Annotated in this window: 20 protein-coding genes, 1 tRNA gene and 1 pseudogene; 4 read left to right on the forward strand and 18 right to left on the reverse strand. The window is 27.8% G+C overall.

The genetic code is table 11. The annotated features are described in order from the left end of the window. The 3 genes and pseudogenes from T324_RS17955 to gltA form a co-directional block, all read right to left on the reverse strand. Nucleotides 1–995 (reverse strand): annotated as a pseudogene (locus T324_RS17955) (hypothetical protein); the annotation flags it as partial. 16 nt (nt 996–1,011) lie between these two features. After that, nucleotides 1,012–1,632, reverse strand: coding sequence for a hypothetical protein (locus T324_RS0116050; RefSeq protein ID WP_028331182.1), 621 nt, complete (start codon nt 1,630–1,632; stop codon nt 1,012–1,014). A 255-nt stretch (nt 1,633–1,887) separates the two neighbouring features. Beyond that, entirely contained in the window at nt 1,888–3,288 is a 1,401-nt protein-coding gene (gene gltA / locus T324_RS0116055; RefSeq protein ID WP_028331183.1) for an NADPH-dependent glutamate synthase, read from the reverse strand. Between the two features lie 259 nt (nt 3,289–3,547). On the opposite strand from gltA, the gene rpmB reads away from it, so the two are divergent. After that, complete coding sequence (gene rpmB / locus T324_RS0116060; RefSeq protein ID WP_028331184.1) at nt 3,548–3,739, forward strand: 50S ribosomal protein L28; 192 nt, start codon at nt 3,548–3,550, stop codon at nt 3,737–3,739. Between the two features lie 20 nt (nt 3,740–3,759). Continuing rightward, complete coding sequence (gene ispH / locus T324_RS0116065) at nt 3,760–5,508, forward strand: 4-hydroxy-3-methylbut-2-enyl diphosphate reductase (protein WP_028331185.1); 1,749 nt, start codon at nt 3,760–3,762, stop codon at nt 5,506–5,508. 91 nt (nt 5,509–5,599) lie between these two features. Here ispH and T324_RS0116070 read toward each other — a convergent pair whose 3' ends face one another. Beyond that, nucleotides 5,600–6,346 (reverse strand): DUF4912 domain-containing protein, encoded by a 747-nt coding sequence (locus T324_RS0116070; protein WP_028331186.1) that lies wholly within the window; start codon nt 6,344–6,346, stop codon nt 5,600–5,602. Between the two features lie 156 nt (nt 6,347–6,502). On the opposite strand from T324_RS0116070, the gene T324_RS0116075 reads away from it, so the two are divergent. Next, on the forward strand, nt 6,503–7,036 hold the full coding sequence (locus tag T324_RS0116075) for a hypothetical protein (protein WP_028331187.1): 534 nt from the start codon (nt 6,503–6,505) through the stop codon (nt 7,034–7,036). A 68-nt stretch (nt 7,037–7,104) separates the two neighbouring features. Further along, a tRNA-Asn gene (locus T324_RS0116080) sits at nt 7,105–7,177 on the forward strand. 44 nt (nt 7,178–7,221) lie between these two features. Here the strand turns inward: T324_RS0116080 and T324_RS0116085 are convergent. The 14 genes from T324_RS0116085 to T324_RS0116165 all read right to left on the reverse strand — a co-directional run bounded on the left by T324_RS0116085 (nt 7,222) and on the right by T324_RS0116165 (nt 20,244). Beyond that, nucleotides 7,222–8,907, reverse strand: a complete 1,686-nt coding sequence (locus T324_RS0116085; RefSeq protein WP_028331188.1) for an ABC1 kinase family protein — start codon at nt 8,905–8,907, stop codon at nt 7,222–7,224. A 92-nt stretch (nt 8,908–8,999) separates the two neighbouring features. Then, entirely contained in the window at nt 9,000–9,311 is a 312-nt protein-coding gene (locus T324_RS0116090; protein WP_028331189.1) for a phasin family protein, read from the reverse strand. A 97-nt stretch (nt 9,312–9,408) separates the two neighbouring features. Continuing rightward, nucleotides 9,409–9,624, reverse strand: coding sequence for a hypothetical protein (locus tag T324_RS0116095; protein ID WP_028331190.1), 216 nt, complete (start codon nt 9,622–9,624; stop codon nt 9,409–9,411). Nucleotides 9,625–9,647: 23 nt separating this feature from the next. Then, nucleotides 9,648–10,382 (reverse strand): TM2 domain-containing protein, encoded by a 735-nt coding sequence (locus T324_RS0116100; RefSeq protein ID WP_028331191.1) that lies wholly within the window; start codon nt 10,380–10,382, stop codon nt 9,648–9,650. 199 nt (nt 10,383–10,581) lie between these two features. Next, complete coding sequence (locus T324_RS0116110) at nt 10,582–10,797, reverse strand: hypothetical protein (protein ID WP_028331192.1); 216 nt, start codon at nt 10,795–10,797, stop codon at nt 10,582–10,584. A 73-nt stretch (nt 10,798–10,870) separates the two neighbouring features. Further along, the gene (locus T324_RS0116115) at nt 10,871–11,059 is read right to left on the reverse strand and encodes a hypothetical protein (RefSeq protein ID WP_028331193.1); all 189 of its coding nucleotides are present in this window, start codon (nt 11,057–11,059) and stop codon (nt 10,871–10,873) included. 141 nt (nt 11,060–11,200) lie between these two features. Beyond that, on the reverse strand, nt 11,201–12,511 hold the full coding sequence (gene grdF / locus T324_RS0116130) for a sarcosine reductase complex component B subunit beta (protein ID WP_084548688.1): 1,311 nt from the start codon (nt 12,509–12,511) through the stop codon (nt 11,201–11,203). A gap of 34 nt (nt 12,512–12,545) precedes the next feature. Continuing rightward, nucleotides 12,546–13,832, reverse strand: coding sequence for a sarcosine reductase complex component B subunit alpha (grdG, locus tag T324_RS0116135; protein ID WP_028331196.1), 1,287 nt, complete (start codon nt 13,830–13,832; stop codon nt 12,546–12,548). A gap of 14 nt (nt 13,833–13,846) precedes the next feature. Further along, on the reverse strand, nt 13,847–14,935 hold the full coding sequence (locus tag T324_RS0116140; RefSeq protein ID WP_028331197.1) for a YkvI family membrane protein: 1,089 nt from the start codon (nt 14,933–14,935) through the stop codon (nt 13,847–13,849). A 27-nt stretch (nt 14,936–14,962) separates the two neighbouring features. After that, nucleotides 14,963–15,361, reverse strand: coding sequence for a GrdX family protein (locus T324_RS0116145; RefSeq protein WP_051436876.1), 399 nt, complete (start codon nt 15,359–15,361; stop codon nt 14,963–14,965). A 770-nt stretch (nt 15,362–16,131) separates the two neighbouring features. Further along, complete coding sequence (locus tag T324_RS0116150; RefSeq protein ID WP_028331199.1) at nt 16,132–17,268, reverse strand: tyrosine-type recombinase/integrase; 1,137 nt, start codon at nt 17,266–17,268, stop codon at nt 16,132–16,134. A 266-nt stretch (nt 17,269–17,534) separates the two neighbouring features. After that, nucleotides 17,535–17,744 carry a hypothetical protein gene (locus T324_RS0116155; protein ID WP_028331200.1) on the reverse strand — a complete coding sequence of 70 codons (210 nt, stop codon included), beginning with the start codon at nt 17,742–17,744 and terminating at the stop codon, nt 17,535–17,537. An 18-nt stretch (nt 17,745–17,762) separates the two neighbouring features. Further along, nucleotides 17,763–19,409: a hypothetical protein gene (locus T324_RS0116160; RefSeq protein WP_028331201.1), complete on the reverse strand. Its 1,647-nt coding sequence runs from the start codon at nt 19,407–19,409 to the stop codon at nt 17,763–17,765. A gap of 178 nt (nt 19,410–19,587) precedes the next feature. Then, complete coding sequence (locus T324_RS0116165) at nt 19,588–20,244, reverse strand: hypothetical protein (protein WP_028331202.1); 657 nt, start codon at nt 20,242–20,244, stop codon at nt 19,588–19,590.

Raw genomic sequence — 20,244 nt, forward strand, 5'->3', positions numbered from 1 at the left:
TCTTCTTCAGCTTTCTTCTTAGCTTCTGCCTCTGCTTTAGCCTTTGCCTCAGCTTCTGCTTTAGCTTTTGCTTCCTGTTCTGCTTTTAATCTAGCTTCTTCAGCTTTTCTTTTAGCTTCTGCTTCTGCTTTTCTTTTAGCCTCTTCAGCTGCCTTTCTCTTAGCTTCCTCTTCTGCTTTTCTTTTAGCCTCTTCAGTTGCCTTTCTCTTAGCTTCCTCTTCTGCTTTTCTCTTAGCTTCCTCTTCTGCTTTTCTCTTAGCTTCTGCAGCAGCTTTCTCAGCAGCGGCTTTTGCATCTGCTTCTGCTTTAGTTATACCAGCAAGAGCAGCAGCAACGTTTTGCTGAACACTAGCAAAATTATCAGATTTTAAAGCCTCATCAGCTTTACTCAAAGCACCTGAAACAGCTTTATCATTATTATCACCTGCTTTTATACTTTTACCTAAAGCAGCATTATATTTACCTTTAGCATCAGCTATAGCTTTAGAAGCAGTATCTCTTTCTCTTCCTAAATAACCTTCTTTAACGCTATTAGCAGATGATAAAGCATTATTAAAAGATTCTAAAACTGTTGTAAATGTATTAGAAGCAGCAGTAAACTCTTCATCATTTTGAGGAGATTCATTCGGACCAGGTATAGTACCTATATTAGAACTACCTTCCTCAAAATATTTAACTGCTTCTTCATATTGAGCTTTAAATTGATTATCAGAAGCAGCACCCATTTGGTTAATTTCTGTTATAGCTGCATTTGCATCATTTTTAGCTTTATTAATTCTAGCATTCATCAATCTATAGAATAAAGCCACTGTAGCCTTATCTATAGTATCGGATGCCTCTTGCGACTTATCATAAGACTGCTGATACTGTCCTTCATTTTGTAGAGTATCTGCTTCTTCAGTCATTCTAGCAGCATCCTCATAAGTTTGCGAAGGCAAAACAGACCATGTAAAAGATAATAAAGCTATAGTAGCTATTATTTTTTTTATTTTCATTATTTATCTCCTTAAGTTAATTCAATTCTTGCTCAAAGGCTTCTATCTCTTTCATCATCTTTTCTAATTCTGCTAAACGTTCTTTAACTTTTTGTAAAGCCTCATCACTTTTATCATATTGCTCTTTAGTTTTATTATACAAATCTGTATAAGCAACTTTAGCCTGATAAAGTTTATCTACTAAAACTCTATAATCTTTTGTTTCAGCAGTATACATAGCATTAGCTTCTTGATATATAGTTTCAGCTTTATTAAATTCATCAGCATACATTACGCCAGCTTTTATATCGATGGCATTTGTAGCACTTTCATCTGTCTGCTTTTTAAGAATTTCAGAATATGGAGGCAATCCTTTGTCTAACACTAAATTATAATTGGTTTCTGCTTCCAATAATAATTGTTTTGCTTTTTCTGCCTCATCCTTATTTTCTTCTTTCATTATAATATCAGCTTCCGCATAACCTTTTTCAGCTATTTCAAAATCCTCTGGAGCGAAAGTTTTAATTTCAGAATATTTGTTTACCACAGTATCTCTAAGAGCTGTAACTCTTTCGTATTCCTTTACAGGTAAACCGCCACAGGACATGACAATAAAAGCTAGTAGGGTTATAAAAGCTATTTGAATTTTCAAATTCATAATTGGATTAATCCTCCTAATCTTTATAAAATATATTTTACTGCTTTCAAATATAAAACCATCATTATTAAAATAAGATAAAACTATTACATAGTTTTTTATAATAAAAAAGCATATAGTTTACATAATAGTACTAATGTAATAAAAGTCAAGTATAGTTTAGTATTTTTTAATAATATTTTTACTTAAAATAAGCCTTATAAAAAAAACAGTCTAATGAAATTATCATTAGACTGTTAAAACAATAATCTAATATTATTTATTAGACAAATATTTATCTATTCCAGCAGCAGCTCTCTTACCATCACCAATAGCAAGAATAACAGTAGCAGCACCTCTGGCAGCATCACCACCTGCAAATACTCCTTTCATAGAAGTTTCTCCAGTCTCTTCATTTATAACATAAGTACCTTTCTTAGTAGTTTCTAATTCTGGAACTTTTCTAGATATAAGAGGGTTAGGAGTAGTTCCTATAGCAACAATAACTGCATCAACTTCTATATCTTCTGTTTTACCTTCAACAGGAACTGGTTTTCTTCTTCCATCTTCTCCTGCTTCTCCAAGCTCCATAACCTGAGTTCTAATAGATTTTACATTATCATTTTCATCAGCAAGAATTTCTATAGGAGCTCTCAATAATCTAAATTCAACACCTTCTTCTTTAGCATGGTGAACTTCTTCTACTCTTGCAGGAAGCTCTTTTTCAGTTCTTCTGTATATACAGTAAACTTTTTCAGCACCTAATCTAACAGCAGTTCTGCAAGCATCCATAGCAACGTTACCACCGCCTAATACAGCAACTTTTTTATGTTTTATGATAGGAGTATCTACTTCTGGGAATTTATAAGCACCCATTAAATTAACACGTGTTAAATATTCGTTAGCAGAATATACTCCACAATAATTTTCGCCAGGTATATTTAAGAAAGCAGGAAGTCCAGCACCTGTTCCTAAGAATATAGCATCATACTCTTTTCTTAATTCATAAAAATCTAAAGATATACCAGCAACCTCATTTATTTTGAAATTAACACCATCTTTCTTTAAATTTTCTACTTCATGAGCTACTAATTCTTTAGGCAAACGGAACTCTGGAATACCATACATTAATACTCCGCCTATTGTATGTAAAGCTTCTAATACTGTAACATCATAACCTAATTTTATTAAGTCTCCAGCACAAGCCAAACCAGCAGGTCCAGCTCCTATAATACATACTTTTTTACCGTTTTTTTCTACTTTAATTCCTTCATACTGAGAATGTTTTCTTTCATAATCAGCAACAAACATTTCTAATTTACCAATAGCAACTGGTTCAAATTTCTTACCCACAACACATCTCTGCTCGCATTGAGTCTCCTGAGGACATACTCTTCCGCAGGCTGCAGGCAAAGCATTAGTTTCTTTTATTTTTTTAGCAGCTTCGATAAATTTCTTTTCTGCTACAAGACCTATAAATTCAGGAATCTTTACTTTAGCAGGACATCCTTCCATACAATGAGGTACTTTGCAATCTAAACATCTTAAAGCCTCAGTATATGCTTGTTCTTCAGTATATCCCAAAGGTACTTCTTTAAAATCTTTATTACGTTCTTCAGGACTTCTAGCAGGCATTTCTTGTCTAGGTATTTCACCTAATTTTGATCTTGGGGGCATATATCTCTCCTATTTAGGTATTAAAATCATTTAATTAATACCAAACATTATACTACATATTTAAATATAATCAATGGGTATATTATTTTTTATTTTTTTTGTTATAAAAATTATAGCATTATAACAAATAATGTACTATTCGTAGCAATTAGGAAACAGAGAAAATATACTATAATTTTTACCGAATCTATTGACTAGAATGAATTTTTATAATATAATCTTCTGAACTATAAATTATCATTCATATTTGGAGGAAATTATGGCAAGAGTATGTGAAATTTGTGGAAAAGGAAAACAAAACGGTCATAGCGTAAGCCATTCTAATATAAAAACTAAACGTTCTTTTAATGCTAATTTACAAAATATCAAAATAGAATTAAATGGTACTGTAAAAAAAGCATTAGTTTGCACAAAATGTATAAAAGGCAATAAAGTAGTTAAAGCTAAATAATAAAATAAATTTCAAAAATAATGAACGTAGATATAGGTAAATTTGCGGGTTTTTGTGATGGTGTAAAATATGCTGTAGAAAATACATTTTCTCAGGCAGCTAAAAATAATAATGATATATATATAGACGGGCATTTAATACATAATCCTCAAACTCTTGATATGTTGGAAAATATTGGTGTAAAAACATATGAAGATAATGAGGATATGTCTGTTTTAGATGGAAAAACTGTTATTGTAAGAGCTCATGGTATCTCTCCAAGCAGAAGAGAAGCTCTTTCAAGTCATGCTAAAAAAATAGTTAATCTTACATGTAAATATGTAGCTAAAATTCAAGGATTAGTAAAAAAACATAGTTCACTTGGTTATAGAGTTATAGTAATAGGAAATCCTAATCATCCTGAAATTATTGGTGTTTGCGGATATGCAAATGATGTTTATGTAGTATATCAAGATGAAGATATTGACAAATTACCAGAAAACGCTAAAAAAACATTAATAGTAGCCCAAACTACTTTACAAAAAAATATATTTGACAAATTTGTAAATAAAATTCAAGAAAGATATAAAGATACTGAAGAAATAATAATAAAAAATACTATTTGCGAAGCGACAGAACAAAGACAAACTGAAATTTTAGAAATAGCAAAAAGAAATGATGTTGTATTGGTAATAGGAGGTTCCGAAAGCAGTAATACTAGAAACCTATACAAAATAGCATCATCAATCAAGCCTGCATTTTATGTGGAGTTTAAAGAAGATTTGGAAAAATTAGACTTATCTAAATATAAAAATGTGGGAATTATGGCTGGAGCATCTACTCCTGATTGGCTTATAGAAGATGTAGCTCAAACTATAAAAGATAAATACTCAGGTCCAATAACAAATTTTTTTTCTAAAATATTCGACTTTTTAAATTATGGATATATATTCTTTTCTGTAGGTGCTTTTTTAATGTCCTATGCAATATATGATATACTATCTCAGCCATTTCAATTTCAAATAGGAATAATAATAGCTTTATATTATCTTTATATGAGTTTAGGAAATGGATACAGCAATTATACTATTAGGATAAGCGATAAAAGAAGATATCTATTTTATCAGAAAAACAAAATATTTTTTATGTCATTAATAATAATAAGTGCATTATTAATGTTTTATTTTTCATACAAAATGAGTGTAGGAATACTAATGCTGTCAATATTATCTAGTTTGCTTGGTATTGGATACAATATTAGTTTCGAAAATAAATCAAGATTTGAATCATCTATATTTTTCAAATTGTTTAAAAAACTTATACCATTTAAAGCAATAGTAATATCTGTAGCGGTTACAGTACTAATGAATGGTTCTATATTTATAATGAATAGAGATATAATAAAAGAAAAACCTTTTTCATATTTATTTTCTGCTGCTATAGTATTTTTATTCATGTTTATAAGACAGGCATTAATAGAAATAAAATTTTCTCAAAGTGACAAAATAGCAGGTGCTGTAACTTTAACAACATATATAGATTCAAGCAAATTAGCTGTTATAACAAGAACAATACCTCTTATATTAATATTATTTATGATTGTAGGTATTATTATGAACAAATTCCCATTAGAAATAAATAAATTGAAATATTTTATACCAATAATATACAGTAGTATAATTTCTTTTGTGGTAATGAAGAAGAAGATTATAACAAGCAGACATCTATTTTCAATTCTTATAGATTCTCCGCTATACATATTATTCTTAGCGGCATTAATTAACATTTAATTTACAGAGTCAGCAAAACAAAAACAGAAAAATTAATAAGCATTATATGTATCAATTAACACCGCTCAATTATTAAATAATAAAATAACTTTTAATTCTTTTTCAAGAAAAGAGAAGATGAAGATCCAGCAAGATGATGTCTTCTCAAATCTATAAGTTCAAATATAGTAGCAGAAGATAAACTTTCTCTTAAAGCTTTAGGAGATTTTAAAAGCTTAATAATTTCGTCATTAACCATCCACTCTTCATCATAAACATTACTTATAGAATCTCTAGGAGCATATATCATATTACTTCTAGCCAAAACTATAAATCTGTTATTTTCATCATAATAACCTAGTTCCCCTATAAAATAAGCATGAGGCATAGCCAAATTAACATATCTGTCGCCATAAATATAATTTACTTCTACTTCTTTATGAATTTCTCCATTAGTTATATCATACCCAAATACATGGAATATTCTTACAGATATTCTTTTATTTTTCAAGGAGTGGTAAGCTATATCATTATCTGAAATATCCCAATAAAAAAAGCACCATTCAGGGTCACGCATCATTAATACTAATTTAGTCTCATTGTATCTATCTGGCAATTCTCTAACTATATCAACTTCATCTGGTATATAAGTTTCTTTTTTTACTTCTTCTTTTACATCTTTTACATTTTCATTTGCAGCTTTTTTCTTAGAAACTGTCTTTTTAGTGGTAGTAGTTTTTTTAGAAGTGGCGGCTGATTTAACAGTAGCTTTTTTAGTTGTAGTAGTTGTTTTTTTTGTAGCAGCTGTTTTCTTTTTAGGGGTGTCTTCAGATTTTTTTTCTGTTTTTTTTGTAGCCATAAATATCTCCATAATTTTGTATTTTTCACAAAATATTATAGAACAAATACTTTTATTGTCAATAAGTAATAATAATTTTTTTACTTTTTTAATTTTAGTAGATTTTATATTTTACGATAATAAAAAACGATAAAAAATTAAATATTTGGAGTGAAAGTGAAAATAAAAATAATTTTAGCAATATTATTTACTGCAATTACAATATTTGCACAAGACGATTTAAACATACCTGTAACACCTAGTAATGATCAGGAATTAGACAGAGCTGCTGGTTATGCAAGAACATTAGCTAATTTTGACCGCAGTTTGAATGCCTATTCAAAATTAAAATCTTATCTAAGTTTACTAGATTCTAAAGGTATGAAGGCTCTAAAAGCTCATCCATCATATCCCAAATTAGGCGATATATATATGTATGGAGCAATATATTTAGAAAAGGAATACAAAGAAGATAAAATAATAGAATTGTATACAAAAGCTTTGGAATTAAGAGCTGAACCAAATTCTAATTATGCTCTAGCTACAAGATACAAAATGAAATATGATGAAGCTGTAAAAAAGAATGATTTAAATAAAGAAAAAGAATATGGAAAAAAAGTTTATGAATATTTAAATCAATATTTGGTATTATCTGGAAATAAATCTTCAAAGTATGCAGAAATACTTGAATATTTTAGCACATATAAATAAAAAAAATATACAAATAGGTATTGACATTTATTTTTATTATGCTATAATACTCAAACATTAAAAAACAATCCGAGATAGCTCAGTCGGTAGAGCAGGTGACTGTTAATCACCGGGTCGCAGGTTCGAGCCCTGTTCTCGGAGCTTAATTAAAAAAGCCTCCTTATGGAGGCTTTAATTATATTCTGTTATTTCTTTTTCTTCTTAAAATATTTATTTATTACTCTGCTGATTATCATTATAAATCCCATGATACCTGAAACACCAAAACCTATCATACCTATAACAGATGTACCATGGAACAATGGAGGTATTTTACTTGTAATAATTAAAGCGCTAGCCATAATTAGAGATGCTAGTACTATGGAATAACTTAATCTGTCTGCTAAATTATCAAGAGTATTAGATAATGACTCAAGTTTTTTATGCTCAAGTTGTATCTTCATACTACCCTTTCTTATCACTGACACTAAATCTGATAAATTTGATGGAAGGTTTTTTAATGCGTTGGAATAATCACCTATTATATTTTTAGCTTCTTTTAACAAATTATAAGGTTTCATTTGTTCTTTAACATATTTAAAAGCAAAAGGCTTTATATGTTCTATTAACTTTACATCCTTGTCTAAATTCCTTCCAACTCCCTCAAGAACAATTAAAGATTTTATCAAAAGCATAATATTACTAGGTAAACTTAATTTAAATTCTCTTATTATAGTTATAAGCTCATTAAATACATTTTCTATATTTATATTATCTAACGACATATCTATATACTTATTTACTAGAATAAAAATAGCCATCTCAAATTCTTCTGTATTTTTCATATCACTGCGATTGCATAAATCAAGTATAGATTTAGATAAAGTTAAATAATCAGCATTATTTATACTCATAATAAGTGATGAAAAAGCATCTTTTGAATTTGGGGGAATAAATCCAACCATTCCAAAATCCAAAAAACATAAAACATTATTTTCTAATGCCATTAAATTACCTGGATGAGGATCTGCATGGAAAAATCCAAGCATGAATATTTGTTCAAGCACAGCATCAATACCAATAGAAACTAATTTTTTTCTATCGTATCTTGTATCATCAGGAGATATATCAGATATTTTTATTCCATCTATATACTCCATAGTCAATATATTTTTTGTACTATAATCTTCATAAACTTTTGCTATCTTTATATCTTTATTATTTTTAAAATATTTAGCAAATTTGAGAGTATTATTTTTTTCAAAATTGAAATCTAATTCCTGCAATAATTGACTTTTAAAAGCATTTATGAGCTTCTGAGGATTCATAAGAGCAAATTCTTCATTATATTTTTCAATAATATTAGCAAGCCAAACTATAATCTCCAAATCTGTAAGTATATTATCCTCTATATTTGGTCTTTTTACTTTTATAGCAACTTTTTTTTCTCCATTTTTCAAAACACCAACATGTACCTGAGATATAGAAGCACTAGCCTTTGGTTTAGTATCAAATGACTCAAATACTTCATCTATAGTGCTGCCTAACTCTGTTTCTATTATTTTTACTGCCTCTTGTTCATCAAATGGTTTAACATGATTTTGAAGTTTACTAAGCTCATCTGTAATATCTTTAGGAAGTATATCATTTCTATTAGATAATATTTGTCCCAATTTTATAAAAGTAGTACCCAAATCCTCGCAGGCCATCCTTATTCTTTCGCCTCTTGTATACTTACTTAAATCAACACCTTTATATTTTATATTAAGTTTTTTTATAGGATTTTTTATTATTGTTAATATTGGTGTTATATCTATAATGTCTCTAAACCCATAAGCTATTATTATAGAAATTATTTCTCTTGCTCTTTTTATAGATTTCATGTTATTCATTTTCATTCCCTACAAAAAAATGCATTAATAAAATATATTTATATATACTTTAATAATGCATTTTTATTTTTTAAATATTCATAATCTTATTATTATTGCTGATCTTTTTTTATGGATGATTTTAATTCATCTAATTCTTTTCTCATACTCTCATATTCTTCTTTTTTAACATATCCCATTTTATCTATAACTTGCTGTATTCTATCATCAATAAATTGGGTAACTTCTTCTTTTGTTTCTGTGGCTTTATTTACCATATCTTTTACAAATTTTTCTCCCTCTTCAGCACTTACATTTTTATCTTTAATAAACTCGCGTGCTGCATCTTCAAGTTTTTCTTTTCCTTTTAGCATCATGCCTATTCCAGCATAAAAACCTGATTTGATATCATCTGATATTCCCATAACTATCTCCTTTATTTTTTAAAATTTAATGTATATATTATATCTTTATAATAAAAAAGTCAACATCTTAAAATTACTTTTATATAAAAATAAAAATTCATACCTTATCTATAACATCAAAATAACAAGCCATAAAATCACCTTCTCCATTCTCAAAATCTGATACCATAGAAGAAACTTTTTTATTAAGCTCTTTTATCATAGCATAAGCCAGTTCCTGTGCCTTGCTTTCTGTTAAATTTGAATTATTTTTTTGAATATTTTTTATCACTTTATTTATATTCACTCTTTTATAAACACCATCGCTATCCACTATATATTCTCCATTAATAAGTTTTACATATATCCATTATTTTTTAAAGTTGTTTTTAATACATCTATATCGCTGTTTATATCCATAATATCATTTTCATGTATTTTATTTAAAACATTTTTTAAAAACTCTACAACTGATATAATTGATTCTTTTATTCCCCTTTTAACATTATTTATATTATCCATATTAGAATCTTCTAAATCTATATAGGAATTTATAAGTTTTAATGTTGTAGGTATATTATATTCCATCATACGTTCTAAATCTTTTTTAATATTATAAATCTTCTCTTCATCCTCACATTCTGAAGCCTTATTTATAATATCTTTAAACAATGCATTTAATTGTTTTACATAAGAAGCAAATTCATAATCTCTAATATTTTTAATACTATCATTTATTAAATTATAATAATTTAAAGCCTCTGAGATAATAGGATCATCATTTTCTTCTTTGTTAACCTCAGATGTATAGCTATATTCTGCTTCTAATACATTTCCATCATCATAATAATTTTCTTCATGATATATTTCATTATAATAATCTTTATTATATTTTAAATTAAATTGTTCATCACTCATAAATATAAATTTTAGTAAATCTATAATACATAACAAATAAGGTATAAATGTCCAAAAAAACAACACATATAATATACCTCTTTTTATCTGTCCTAAATAAAATTTCTGTATTCCTATACCAGCAAAGAAAAGAGATAATGCAGAAAATAATATAGCATAAATTCTTTTTTTCATTCTATTTAATATCCTATTCTATTGTAATTTTTAAAAATCTTTCTCTTTAACAAGTCCGTCTTTTAAAAGCATGGCCTTCAAAACACTTATATCACTGTTTATATCCATCAAAATATTAGTATCAATATTTCTTTTCATTCTATCAAATCCATAATTAATAGCACATATAGATTTTTTTATTTCTAATCTAACTCTATCCTTATTTTTTTTCTTCCATAGAACAATTATCCAAATCTATATAAGTATAAATAAATTTACTAATAGTAGGTATATAATAATCTATTATAGAATTATGCATTCTAATATAGCTTTTATTCCCGCTTATACAATTTAAAACTTCTTTTATATTATTAATAGTGTCCTGAATTATTAATACAAAATCATAATCTTTAATATTATATATAGACTTTTTCATTATATCATCATAAAAAAACTCATTAATTATATTATCATCGGCTTTATTATTATCTATATTTTCTTTTTTTATTTCATTTTCTTTTTTTTACCATGTTAGATTTTTTTATAAAAGAAAATATTACTAATAATAAAAATACAAATATTACAATAGAAACCACTTGAAAAGAAGAAATAAAGAAAATAATTCCTGAAATAGCCGATAATGATACGGAAACAGATAAATTAAAATTATTGATAAATAATTCTTTACATTTTTTCATAAATATCCTCTCCATAAAAATTATCAAATGGATATAAATTTAATAATACTACAAATATAAAAAATATCAATAATATTATAAAACCACCCCATATATAAAATAATTATATACAGAGTGGTTCAAAACAACTATGACCAAGTATTAATCTTCAAATACAGTTTGTTCTGTAACTTCAGTTTGTAAAGCTTTTAAAGCTCTTTCAACCATTTTACGTCTGATTTTTTTGCTGGCTTCTTCACCCAAAGGAGGATTGCCTAATGGATATGGTATACCAACACCAGGTATAATCCTATTAGCTCCTATAGTTAAAGATATTGGCACTACTGTAGCCATGTGAACTACTGGAATACCAGCACGTTCAATTTCTTTTACCATCGTTGCACCGCAACGAGTACAAGTACCTCAGGTTGATGTTAATATTACTGCTTGTACACCATCTTCTAACAATTTAGGTACAAAACTTTCTCCAAAACGTTTAGCATTTCCAGTAGAAGTACCAGTACCAGTAGTAGTAACAAAATAATCAGCTAATTCGCCTATTCCACCTTCCGCTTCTATTTCTCTCATAACATCCAAAGGTATAACTAGATTTGGATTTTCTAAAACAAATTGCCTATCATATCCTCCGTGAATAGTCATGAATTCACTTTTATCCATAGATTTTTTACCTTTAATGCTGTAAATACCATATTTAGTAGCACTAGAGCTTTCTATTCTGTCAGGATTGCCTACAGGAACTATACCGCCGGAAGTAACAAAAGCGATTTTAGTTTTAGTTATATCTTTAATAGCAGCAGCAGGTGGAACTTTATCAAAGAAAGGCATAGGATATTCAGTTCCTATTTGTTCGCCTTTAATTTTTCTAACTAACAAATCAACAGCACGAGTAGAACCGCGTACTTCATTAAAATAGTTAACTCTTATTCCTCTTTCAAAATAACCTTCTGCAGCAGGTCCTTGAACTTCTTCGCCAGCAACTAATTTTTTAGCTAATGCTGCAACTTTAGGTATAGAGTTTTTCATATCAGCAGCAGAATCTTTAGTTTCTATTATGTATAAATCTTTACGGTACATATCAACACCAGGGTTTTCTTTATACATAGCAGTAACAACAGGAATTTTGAAATGCTCTTCAACAGCAAGACATATACCGCCGCAAGCTACACCATAACGTCCAGCATTAAATGCAGGACCAGCTATAAATAAATCTGGTTTATATTTTTCAATCATTTTAATAATTGTTTCTTTAGCTTCATCAATATGCTCACCGAAATAGTTGTCCCCGCAAATAACAGTAGCAACTACATCATAACCATCGCCTAGTTCTTTAGCTAAAGCAGCACCAGGTCCTATAACACCTTCTCTAATTTCTGGTTCTATACCAGCCTTTTCTTCACCTCCGATACCGGCAAAGAATTGGTTCATATAATGTATAACTATTTTTTTACTCATATAATTCTCTCCTTTAATAGTTTATTAATAAAAATTAATAACCTCTGGCAGAAAGTTTATTAAAACCATTAGCAATAGTAGAGGCAATTATAATTTGTAATTCTGCTTCTATAGTTCCATCTGGTTTCAAACTGCCTTCATATCCGCCTATCATAGTTTCAACGAAATCCAAAGTACCGATAACTTTATCCATTTTAGGGAAATTAATTATAACATTACCATTACCACAGGAAACTAATGTATCAGCTTCAGGTGTAGTATCAGCCAAAGACTGAGATTTACCATCTCTTCCAGGGAATTCATCTGTGATAAGTACAACTTTAATGCCTTTCTGAGCAACTTTTTTACAGTTCATCATAAGGTCAGTATCAGGATTACCATATCCTTCTTCTGTTATAATGATTCCATCTAAACATAAAAATTCTGCTAATTTAGCAACCATATCAGAAGATCTTTCTTTATCAGCTAAGAATACATTTTCATTAGTTAATATAACACCTATGAAGTTTAAATCTTTACCATGTCTTTTATATAAATCTTCAATTACAGGGTTATGGAAATGGTGATAAGTAGTAACTTTATCGCAAGGAGCAACACAGTTTCCGCTTACAATAGCACCGTCCATAATTTCTGTAGGATACATGAATGTAGGTACAATTTGCTTAGCATCTACGCCATAATAGTAAGTATCATGCAATAAGCCCTGAGACTGAAGCATGTGTACATATCCAACTTTAGGCAAATCAGGATACTGAGCTATTTGCTGAGCTAGCGGCTTAGTTTCATAAGTAACAATCTCATCAGGAGTTAAATCTTTTGCAATCTCGCCAATAAGAGTAGCAACTTTCAATCCAGCCAATCTTCCTGCTTCTTCATAGCTGTGAGTTTCCAAACCTTCTTTAGGTTCTATAACTACGCATACATTATTTGTTTCAGAGAATGGAGTATATTTAGCTGCTTCTCCTGACATATCAATAATACCTTCTTGGAATCCAACTATACGTCCGCATGTTACAACACAAGCACCTACCAAAGCATGAGTTCTACCGCTTCCAACCTCTTTTACCTTATTAATAACGCCGGGAAAAATTCCGCCGCTGCCGCTTACTTTTACGCGAGGCTCAATAACATCCTTTACAGGAGCAATACGTACAGACTCACCTGGTCTAGCTAGTTCAACTTTAACTGATATTATTCTATCATCCTGAAGTACAAGTTCTTCTATATCTTTAGCACAAACATAAAGAACCCCATTCTCGACTTTCATTTTATCAGCAAATTGAACGTCTTTAATAAAAATTTTACCTAGTTCTAACTTCATGAACTATCCTCCTTTTAATTTTTTTTATTTTTAATTCTGATAATACTTTTTATAAGCATTATAAAGAATAATAAAAATCCAACATATCCATTTAACACATAAACAACATTAACTAATTTGTCAAATGGAACTTTTAAGCCTATAAAACAACCAACAGCTGCTAAAATAGCAGTTGAAATTTTAAATTTAGTGCTAGTATCATCGCTAACAACTCTGGATGATGCTGTCCACAATAGAGGAACGGCTGTTGTGTATATACCAGCTATAACAATTATAGAAAAAATTGTAGCAAATGTAGGGTGAAGCTTAGACGCTAATATTAAAGAAGGAATTTGACTATTTGCCAACTCTTTTATATTTGCTAATAATCCCAAAGAAACAATTATAACTGCTAAAGTAAATCCTAAAACACCAAAAAATATACCTAAAACACCTTCTTTTTTACTATTAGCTTGTTTACCTAAAGCGGCGACAAAAGCTGTTAGCCAAAGCATACAGAAACCTATATATGAAAGAGAAGAAAAAAACCAATTTGTAGAGGCCTTAGTTTTTTGAAGTTCGCCAACTATCTTATTTCCTTCAGAAAGACCAGAAATATTTGTAAAAATAGCATAAAATCCCAAAAATATAGATATAATAACAACTACCGGACCAATTTTTCCTAATACTTTAACTATATTTTTTAATCCGAAAGCAACTGTAGCACCAGATAGAACAGCCATTATTATAGCACCTACAACTTCGGATATACCGTACTGCTGTTTCATAGTAGCACCAGCTCCTGCAATCATAACAAAATAAGACATATATATAAATAAAGTAGAAAAATAATCGAAAAATGTACCTACATATTTTCCACAATAATATATATAAACATCATTTGGTTTAGCAAATGTGTTATCATACCCAACTAATATAAAACTTAAGCATACATATAAAAAAACAGCAAACATCAGTAAAGCACCGACAACACCAAGAAATCCATAAGCTGTAAAATATTGAAGTACTTCTTGGCCTGTAGCAAAACCAGAGCCAATTAAGAATGCTATATACGTTCCAGCAAACATTACCACATTATTAATAGAAACCTTTTTATTATCCATATAGTTGCCCCCTAAAATATATTTAAATTAGTTTAATGGAAGATTTTTTTCAAAACATGATTCTATTAAAGATAAATCAACAGTTTTAAAATCTTCTTTAATGTTTTCCGGCCAATTAGTAAGTTTTCTATTTTTTATAAATTTATTATAATTATCTATAGCACTTTCTATTAATTGCAAATCAGCAAAATTAATATTAACACCCTTTTTTATCAAAATAGATTTATAAGGTGTCTGATTCGACTTTAAACTTCCACTCATAGGATGAGTCAGTAAATTATATCCACCATGTATAAAGTCTCTAACTTTTACAAGAACATCATACATACTTTCAGTACTTATATAGTCTATAGCATAATATTCTTTATACTTGTTAATAACTTTATCATTATTAGTAACAATCAACAAATTATCTCTATTTAGCAAAATAATTTCCAAAAAAATATTATACAGATAGAGTACAATAAAAATAATTTTTTATCAATAAATAATATTGCATTTCAAGTATTTTTTTAATAAAAAAATACTTGAAATAATAAATTTCAACAAATTTTAGAATCAAAAAAATATATGGAAAGCAGTACAAGTGTTTGTTTTTATTGCTACATAAATTACAAGAAGGATTATAAAATTGAGAGTATAATATAATCATTACTTGTACTGCATTTCTAACTATTAAATTAAAAGAACTAATACTAAACTTACTCAAAGTATACAACATACCAGAGCATAATACAACTATATTATACATGTTTTATCCTTCAATGCTAAAAGGTTTCTCACGCCTTTTTTGATAGCATTTTTTAATTTATGTAGCATTAACTAATATACACAAAATAATTTTAAAGTCAACAAAAAAACATTTTTTTTAAAAATTTAAAATACTGCCGTAAGCAGTGATTTTTAGTAAAGTATATATAAATGTATACCTAGATAAAAAAGTCCCTAAAAATAAGGCTTTACGCTTCAAATAAAGGCATTGTAATAAATACTTCAAATATCGATTTGCATTATATTATCGCAACAGCATTAAAATATTTTTTCTCTCAGCCATTATTCAAAAAATAAAATCTGCATAAGTCAGTTAGTCAGTTTAAAGTCTTTAAATAATCATTAGGTTAATCTTTAACATGTCTTTAATATATCTTTAAACTCGTATAGCAAAATGCTATATTAACTTATATATATGCAATTTTTTAAGCCTTTTTAATATCACTTTCTCTTGGCAAATGATTTATAATGTCATTCATCTTGTTAGTTAAATCTTCAAACATATTCAGTATTGCAGTAACTTCATCATTTTTGATGTTTTTATATGAATCAAAAAAGTCTTTTTTCGTACTATATTCAAACTTAGCAAACGGATGATTTTCCATAGCTTCTTTTATCATTCCAGCCAGAACATAAATATATCTTGACACGGTTGTATTAATATTTTGATGGCCAAGCATTTTTGATATAACATAAACGTCAGTTCCGTTTTCTGCCATGTCTGTTGCAAAGCCTCTTCTTAATGAATGACAGGTAACTTTTATATTTGTCTTTTTAGAAATACTTGCCATTATATCAGTTAGAGTTTTTGTTTTAAAAATATCTCCATTCGATTTTATAAATAGCATGCTATGTTGTTTATTTTTCTGTTTCAATATTTCTTTTCTTAATTTTAAGTATTCAATTAATTTATTTTTAATAGAATTAGAAAAGGAAATAATTCTCGGTTTATCCCCTTTCGTTTTATAAATAGTTATGGTATTATTAGAAAGGTTGATGTTTGATATGTCTATGCAGGCAAGCTCTTTACGGCGTATGCCTGTATTAGACATCAGCAAAAGTATAAATATATTTCTATCATCTGTAAAACTTCTATTTTTATTTTCAGCTATAGCTTTTGTAATAGATAAAGTTTTATCTGCTTTAATTAACAGCTGATTTTTTACAATTATCTTCGGAGTTTTAAGCTCATCAAAAATATCAAAAAAAGTTTCCGTGCTTATCTTTTTTAATTTAAGCAAATACTTAAAATAATTTTTAACAGCCATAATTCTGCAGTGAATAACATCAGCACTTAATTTTTTGTCAGCCTGATAAACTATATAATCTTCAATAAACTTTCTATCTACTTTATTATACAATACCTCACTATTGTATAATTGTATATATTTAGACTGTCCGTTATAGTAATAAAAATATAAAAAATCATAGAAGTTTTTTAAAGAATGAGCATAAGTTTGTATAGTTGCTTTTGATTTATAGAGTTTTATATATTCAAGATATTGAATAATTAAATTAGAATTATTATTGTCATATAATTTGAGATATTCTAGTGTTTTCATAAAAACAGCTCCTTTATCATTTTATTTTGATAAGCCTGCCTTAACAGACAGGCTTGCAAATAAAAAGTTTTTTTGAAACTGTTTTTAATATTTTTCTGAGCGGTAATATTATCGTATTAAATCAATTAAGATTAAATATTTTTGATAAAAAATAATTTAATAAAAAACAGAGCGGAACTTTTTAAGCTCCGCCCATAAAACATTTTATTGTTAGGAGAAAATCGGTAGATTGAAGTAATATTGGATTAGCAATTTCAAACTTTGATTTATGAAATAATAGCTATAAAAAACATCACACAGCCGTAAGTTAATTTAATAAAATAATATACTGATGTTTTCTCTTTAATGAGAGCTTTTAACCTCATAGTAAAAGTTCCTTCGATCTCATTCATAAACTTATTATAGTATTTTACTATTGCTATAAAAGTAAATAATACCATAGCACCTATTAAAAAAATTAATATTAATTTAAACATATTGACTCCTTATAATTTTTAGTACACTGTTAAAGAATTATTAACTTCTACATTATCAAATCCGTCTTGATATATAAACTTTATATAACATGATGCAGATACATCGCCAAAATCTTTTTGAGATATATCTATATCTGTAGTTCCGCATAGATTTACAAAACGACCATTGCCTATATTAGATATACCAAAAAATAAATTATCAATTATATAGCTTCTGTCACTAGATAAATTTTTATTAAAAAATGGTATTGCTGCTATTCCATTATATAGAGCATTTACTTGTATTTTAGGTAAATAAATAAAACTTGCTAAATCTTTTGGAAATGTAACAAAAGATAAAGTATTGTTGTTTATCTTTTGAATAGGCAAATAAGTAAATAGTTCATAAACAGCTAAAATCATTTCCTGTTCGCTAATGTTTATATTTATTTCAGATATTTTTTTAATTTTATTTAATAATACTGCATTTGATGAAGAACTTATGATTTTTTTATTTAATATTTCTATAGCATTTTGAATATTCTTCTCTTTTTCTATTTTTTGAACATCAGCATTTTTAGGAGCTGTTAGATTAAATGTTAGTATTTCTCCATTTTCTATATTGCTGCCGTCTGTATGCTTTATTTCTAAACCATATAAAGTGCAATATAGATTTGCATATATAGGAGATAATGAAGACATATCAGCAGTTTCTTTTTTTATATAGTATTTAATAGGTTTATTTTTATTAGAAGTTATCATACTTCCAGCTTCTATATAATGGCTGTCATTTTGATCAGTTTTTATATCAAAATAATTTTCTAAAGCAAAATGTGAAAACAATATAAAATATGCTGATGTTGTTTCTTGTATAAGTTCTCCTTTTATTACTGCTTTACCATCTACATTTTGAATATTAAGAAATGAAAGAGATATATGTCCTAATATAAATGGAATATACTCTTGATTATTCTTTATATTTGTTATTGGTATTTCTATATTAATATTTATACTATATTCTTTGTTTTCAAATCTTGAATCGTCTTGTTTTTTTATATGAAAAATAGGTATTCCAAAAGCTGTATTAAAAGAATATTTTAAATCTTGTATTCCTTCAATAATTATCTCATTTTCTTTAGCATTAGTTTCTATATTTATAAACTGAAGTAATTCACTAAGTATAGCTCCAAAATCTTTTATATCATCTATTTGCTTAACTAAATAACTAAAATCAAATCCATTACCATCATTAATATATTTTAGATTTCCTTTTAATATATATTTATCAGTATTCTTTTCTAATATAAGAGTATAAACATCCTGCACTTCATCTATATGAGAAACATTATTAATATCTTTATCGCTTATTAATTTTATTTCATATCTTTCTTTAAGTTCATTCTTAAATCTAGGAAAATCATATTGTGAAAAAAAATCTAAATTAGCATTGTCATTATTAAAAGATATTTTATCAGCGGATGATGGAAGTTGTAAACCATCAATTCTTTCTTTTAACTCATTTATACTAGAATGTAAATCTTTTATATTAGAAACAGGAGTCTCATTAGCCTGACCGCCTTTTAATTTTTCTACATTTGTTATTATTTGATTAATATCTTCAGCATATACAGTTTCTTCATTCTGCTTTGCAGATACTTCTTGATATTCTGTAGGTTTTTCAAGCATAATAAAACTCCTATTATTGTTATCACTCCAGCCTCGCAATAATCAGCTGTTAAATTTATTTAACAGCTGCTCGGCTGTCGTTTCTATAAAACATAGATGTTTTTACACGTATGTAAAAGCAGCTGTATACATATTATTTTATTTTTTATATAAGTAATAATTTGTTCCTGTCTGTATGTTATACCATAATTGCCATTCTCCTATTTTTATAATACTTTCCTGATACCTCTTCATTAAATCCTGCCGATTTGTTACGGATTTGATTATAAATATTTCTGGCGGTGTAGAAAGCGGTACTTTGACATATTTTATTTTTGTACTGCATGAAGTTAATATTAAAGCGGAAAAAACGAGCACAGACAGTTTCTGCAGGAACTGTCTGTAATTCTTGCGAGTTTTTGAAGCGTTTGTTATAAAAAATACTATTAAAATACTTATAAAAATCATTGGATATACTATTAAATGTTTCATGTTCCTCCTTTGTCATTATACTCAAATCCTCCCTATATGCTGATGATGACAAGTCATCATCAGGTCGGATTTTCGTTTTAAATAAATTATCTATCATAACACTAGAATTACTAAAACTATTTTGGAACTTTTCATTTTCTTTAATAAACAGTATCTCATTTTGAAGCGTTTGAGTTTGAAGCTCTAAACCTTTAATATTCTCCTGATACTGTGCGATCTCTTTTTCCTTTTGCCTTATAGTATTATTTTTATATACTATAACTGAAAAGCATACAAAAACTACTAAAGCAATAATAACAGCAGCTATTATTCGCTTGCCTAATTTAGTTTTCAAAAAACTAAAAAACATTGTCGATGTAATCAT

Origin of the sequence: Brachyspira alvinipulli ATCC 51933, assembly GCF_000518245.1 — a bacterium.
In the GTDB taxonomy this organism is placed as follows: domain Bacteria; phylum Spirochaetota; class Brachyspiria; order Brachyspirales; family Brachyspiraceae; genus Brachyspira; species Brachyspira alvinipulli.

Bases quoted from the DNA above. Each gene is read 5' to 3' on its own strand.
- T324_RS0116050 (WP_028331182.1), bottom strand. From the start codon at position 1,632: ATGAATTTGAAAATTCAAATAGCTTTTATAACCCTACTAGCTTTTATT.
- gltA (WP_028331183.1), bottom strand. From the start codon at position 3,288: ATGCCCCCAAGATCAAAATTAGGTGAAATACCTAGACAAGAAATGCCT.
- rpmB (WP_028331184.1), top strand. From the start codon at position 3,548: ATGGCAAGAGTATGTGAAATTTGTGGAAAAGGAAAACAAAACGGTCAT.
- ispH (WP_028331185.1), top strand. From the start codon at position 3,760: ATGAACGTAGATATAGGTAAATTTGCGGGTTTTTGTGATGGTGTAAAA.
- T324_RS0116070 (WP_028331186.1), bottom strand. From the start codon at position 6,346: ATGGCTACAAAAAAAACAGAAAAAAAATCTGAAGACACCCCTAAAAAG.
- T324_RS0116085 (WP_028331188.1), bottom strand. From the start codon at position 8,907: ATGAATAACATGAAATCTATAAAAAGAGCAAGAGAAATAATTTCTATA.
- T324_RS0116090 (WP_028331189.1), bottom strand. From the start codon at position 9,311: ATGGGAATATCAGATGATATCAAATCAGGTTTTTATGCTGGAATAGGC.
- T324_RS0116100 (WP_028331191.1), bottom strand. From the start codon at position 10,382: ATGAAAAAAAGAATTTATGCTATATTATTTTCTGCATTATCTCTTTTC.
- T324_RS0116110 (WP_028331192.1), bottom strand. From the start codon at position 10,797: ATGAAAAAGTCTATATATAATATTAAAGATTATGATTTTGTATTAATA.
- T324_RS0116115 (WP_028331193.1), bottom strand. From the start codon at position 11,059: ATGAAAAAATGTAAAGAATTATTTATCAATAATTTTAATTTATCTGTT.
- grdG (WP_028331196.1), bottom strand. From the start codon at position 13,832: ATGAAGTTAGAACTAGGTAAAATTTTTATTAAAGACGTTCAATTTGCT.
- T324_RS0116140 (WP_028331197.1), bottom strand. From the start codon at position 14,935: ATGGATAATAAAAAGGTTTCTATTAATAATGTGGTAATGTTTGCTGGA.
- T324_RS0116150 (WP_028331199.1), bottom strand. From the start codon at position 17,268: ATGAAAACACTAGAATATCTCAAATTATATGACAATAATAATTCTAAT.
- T324_RS0116155 (WP_028331200.1), bottom strand. From the start codon at position 17,744: ATGTTTAAATTAATATTAATTTTTTTAATAGGTGCTATGGTATTATTT.
- T324_RS0116160 (WP_028331201.1), bottom strand. From the start codon at position 19,409: ATGCTTGAAAAACCTACAGAATATCAAGAAGTATCTGCAAAGCAGAAT.
- T324_RS0116165 (WP_028331202.1), bottom strand. From the start codon at position 20,244: ATGATTACATCGACAATGTTTTTTAGTTTTTTGAAAACTAAATTAGGC.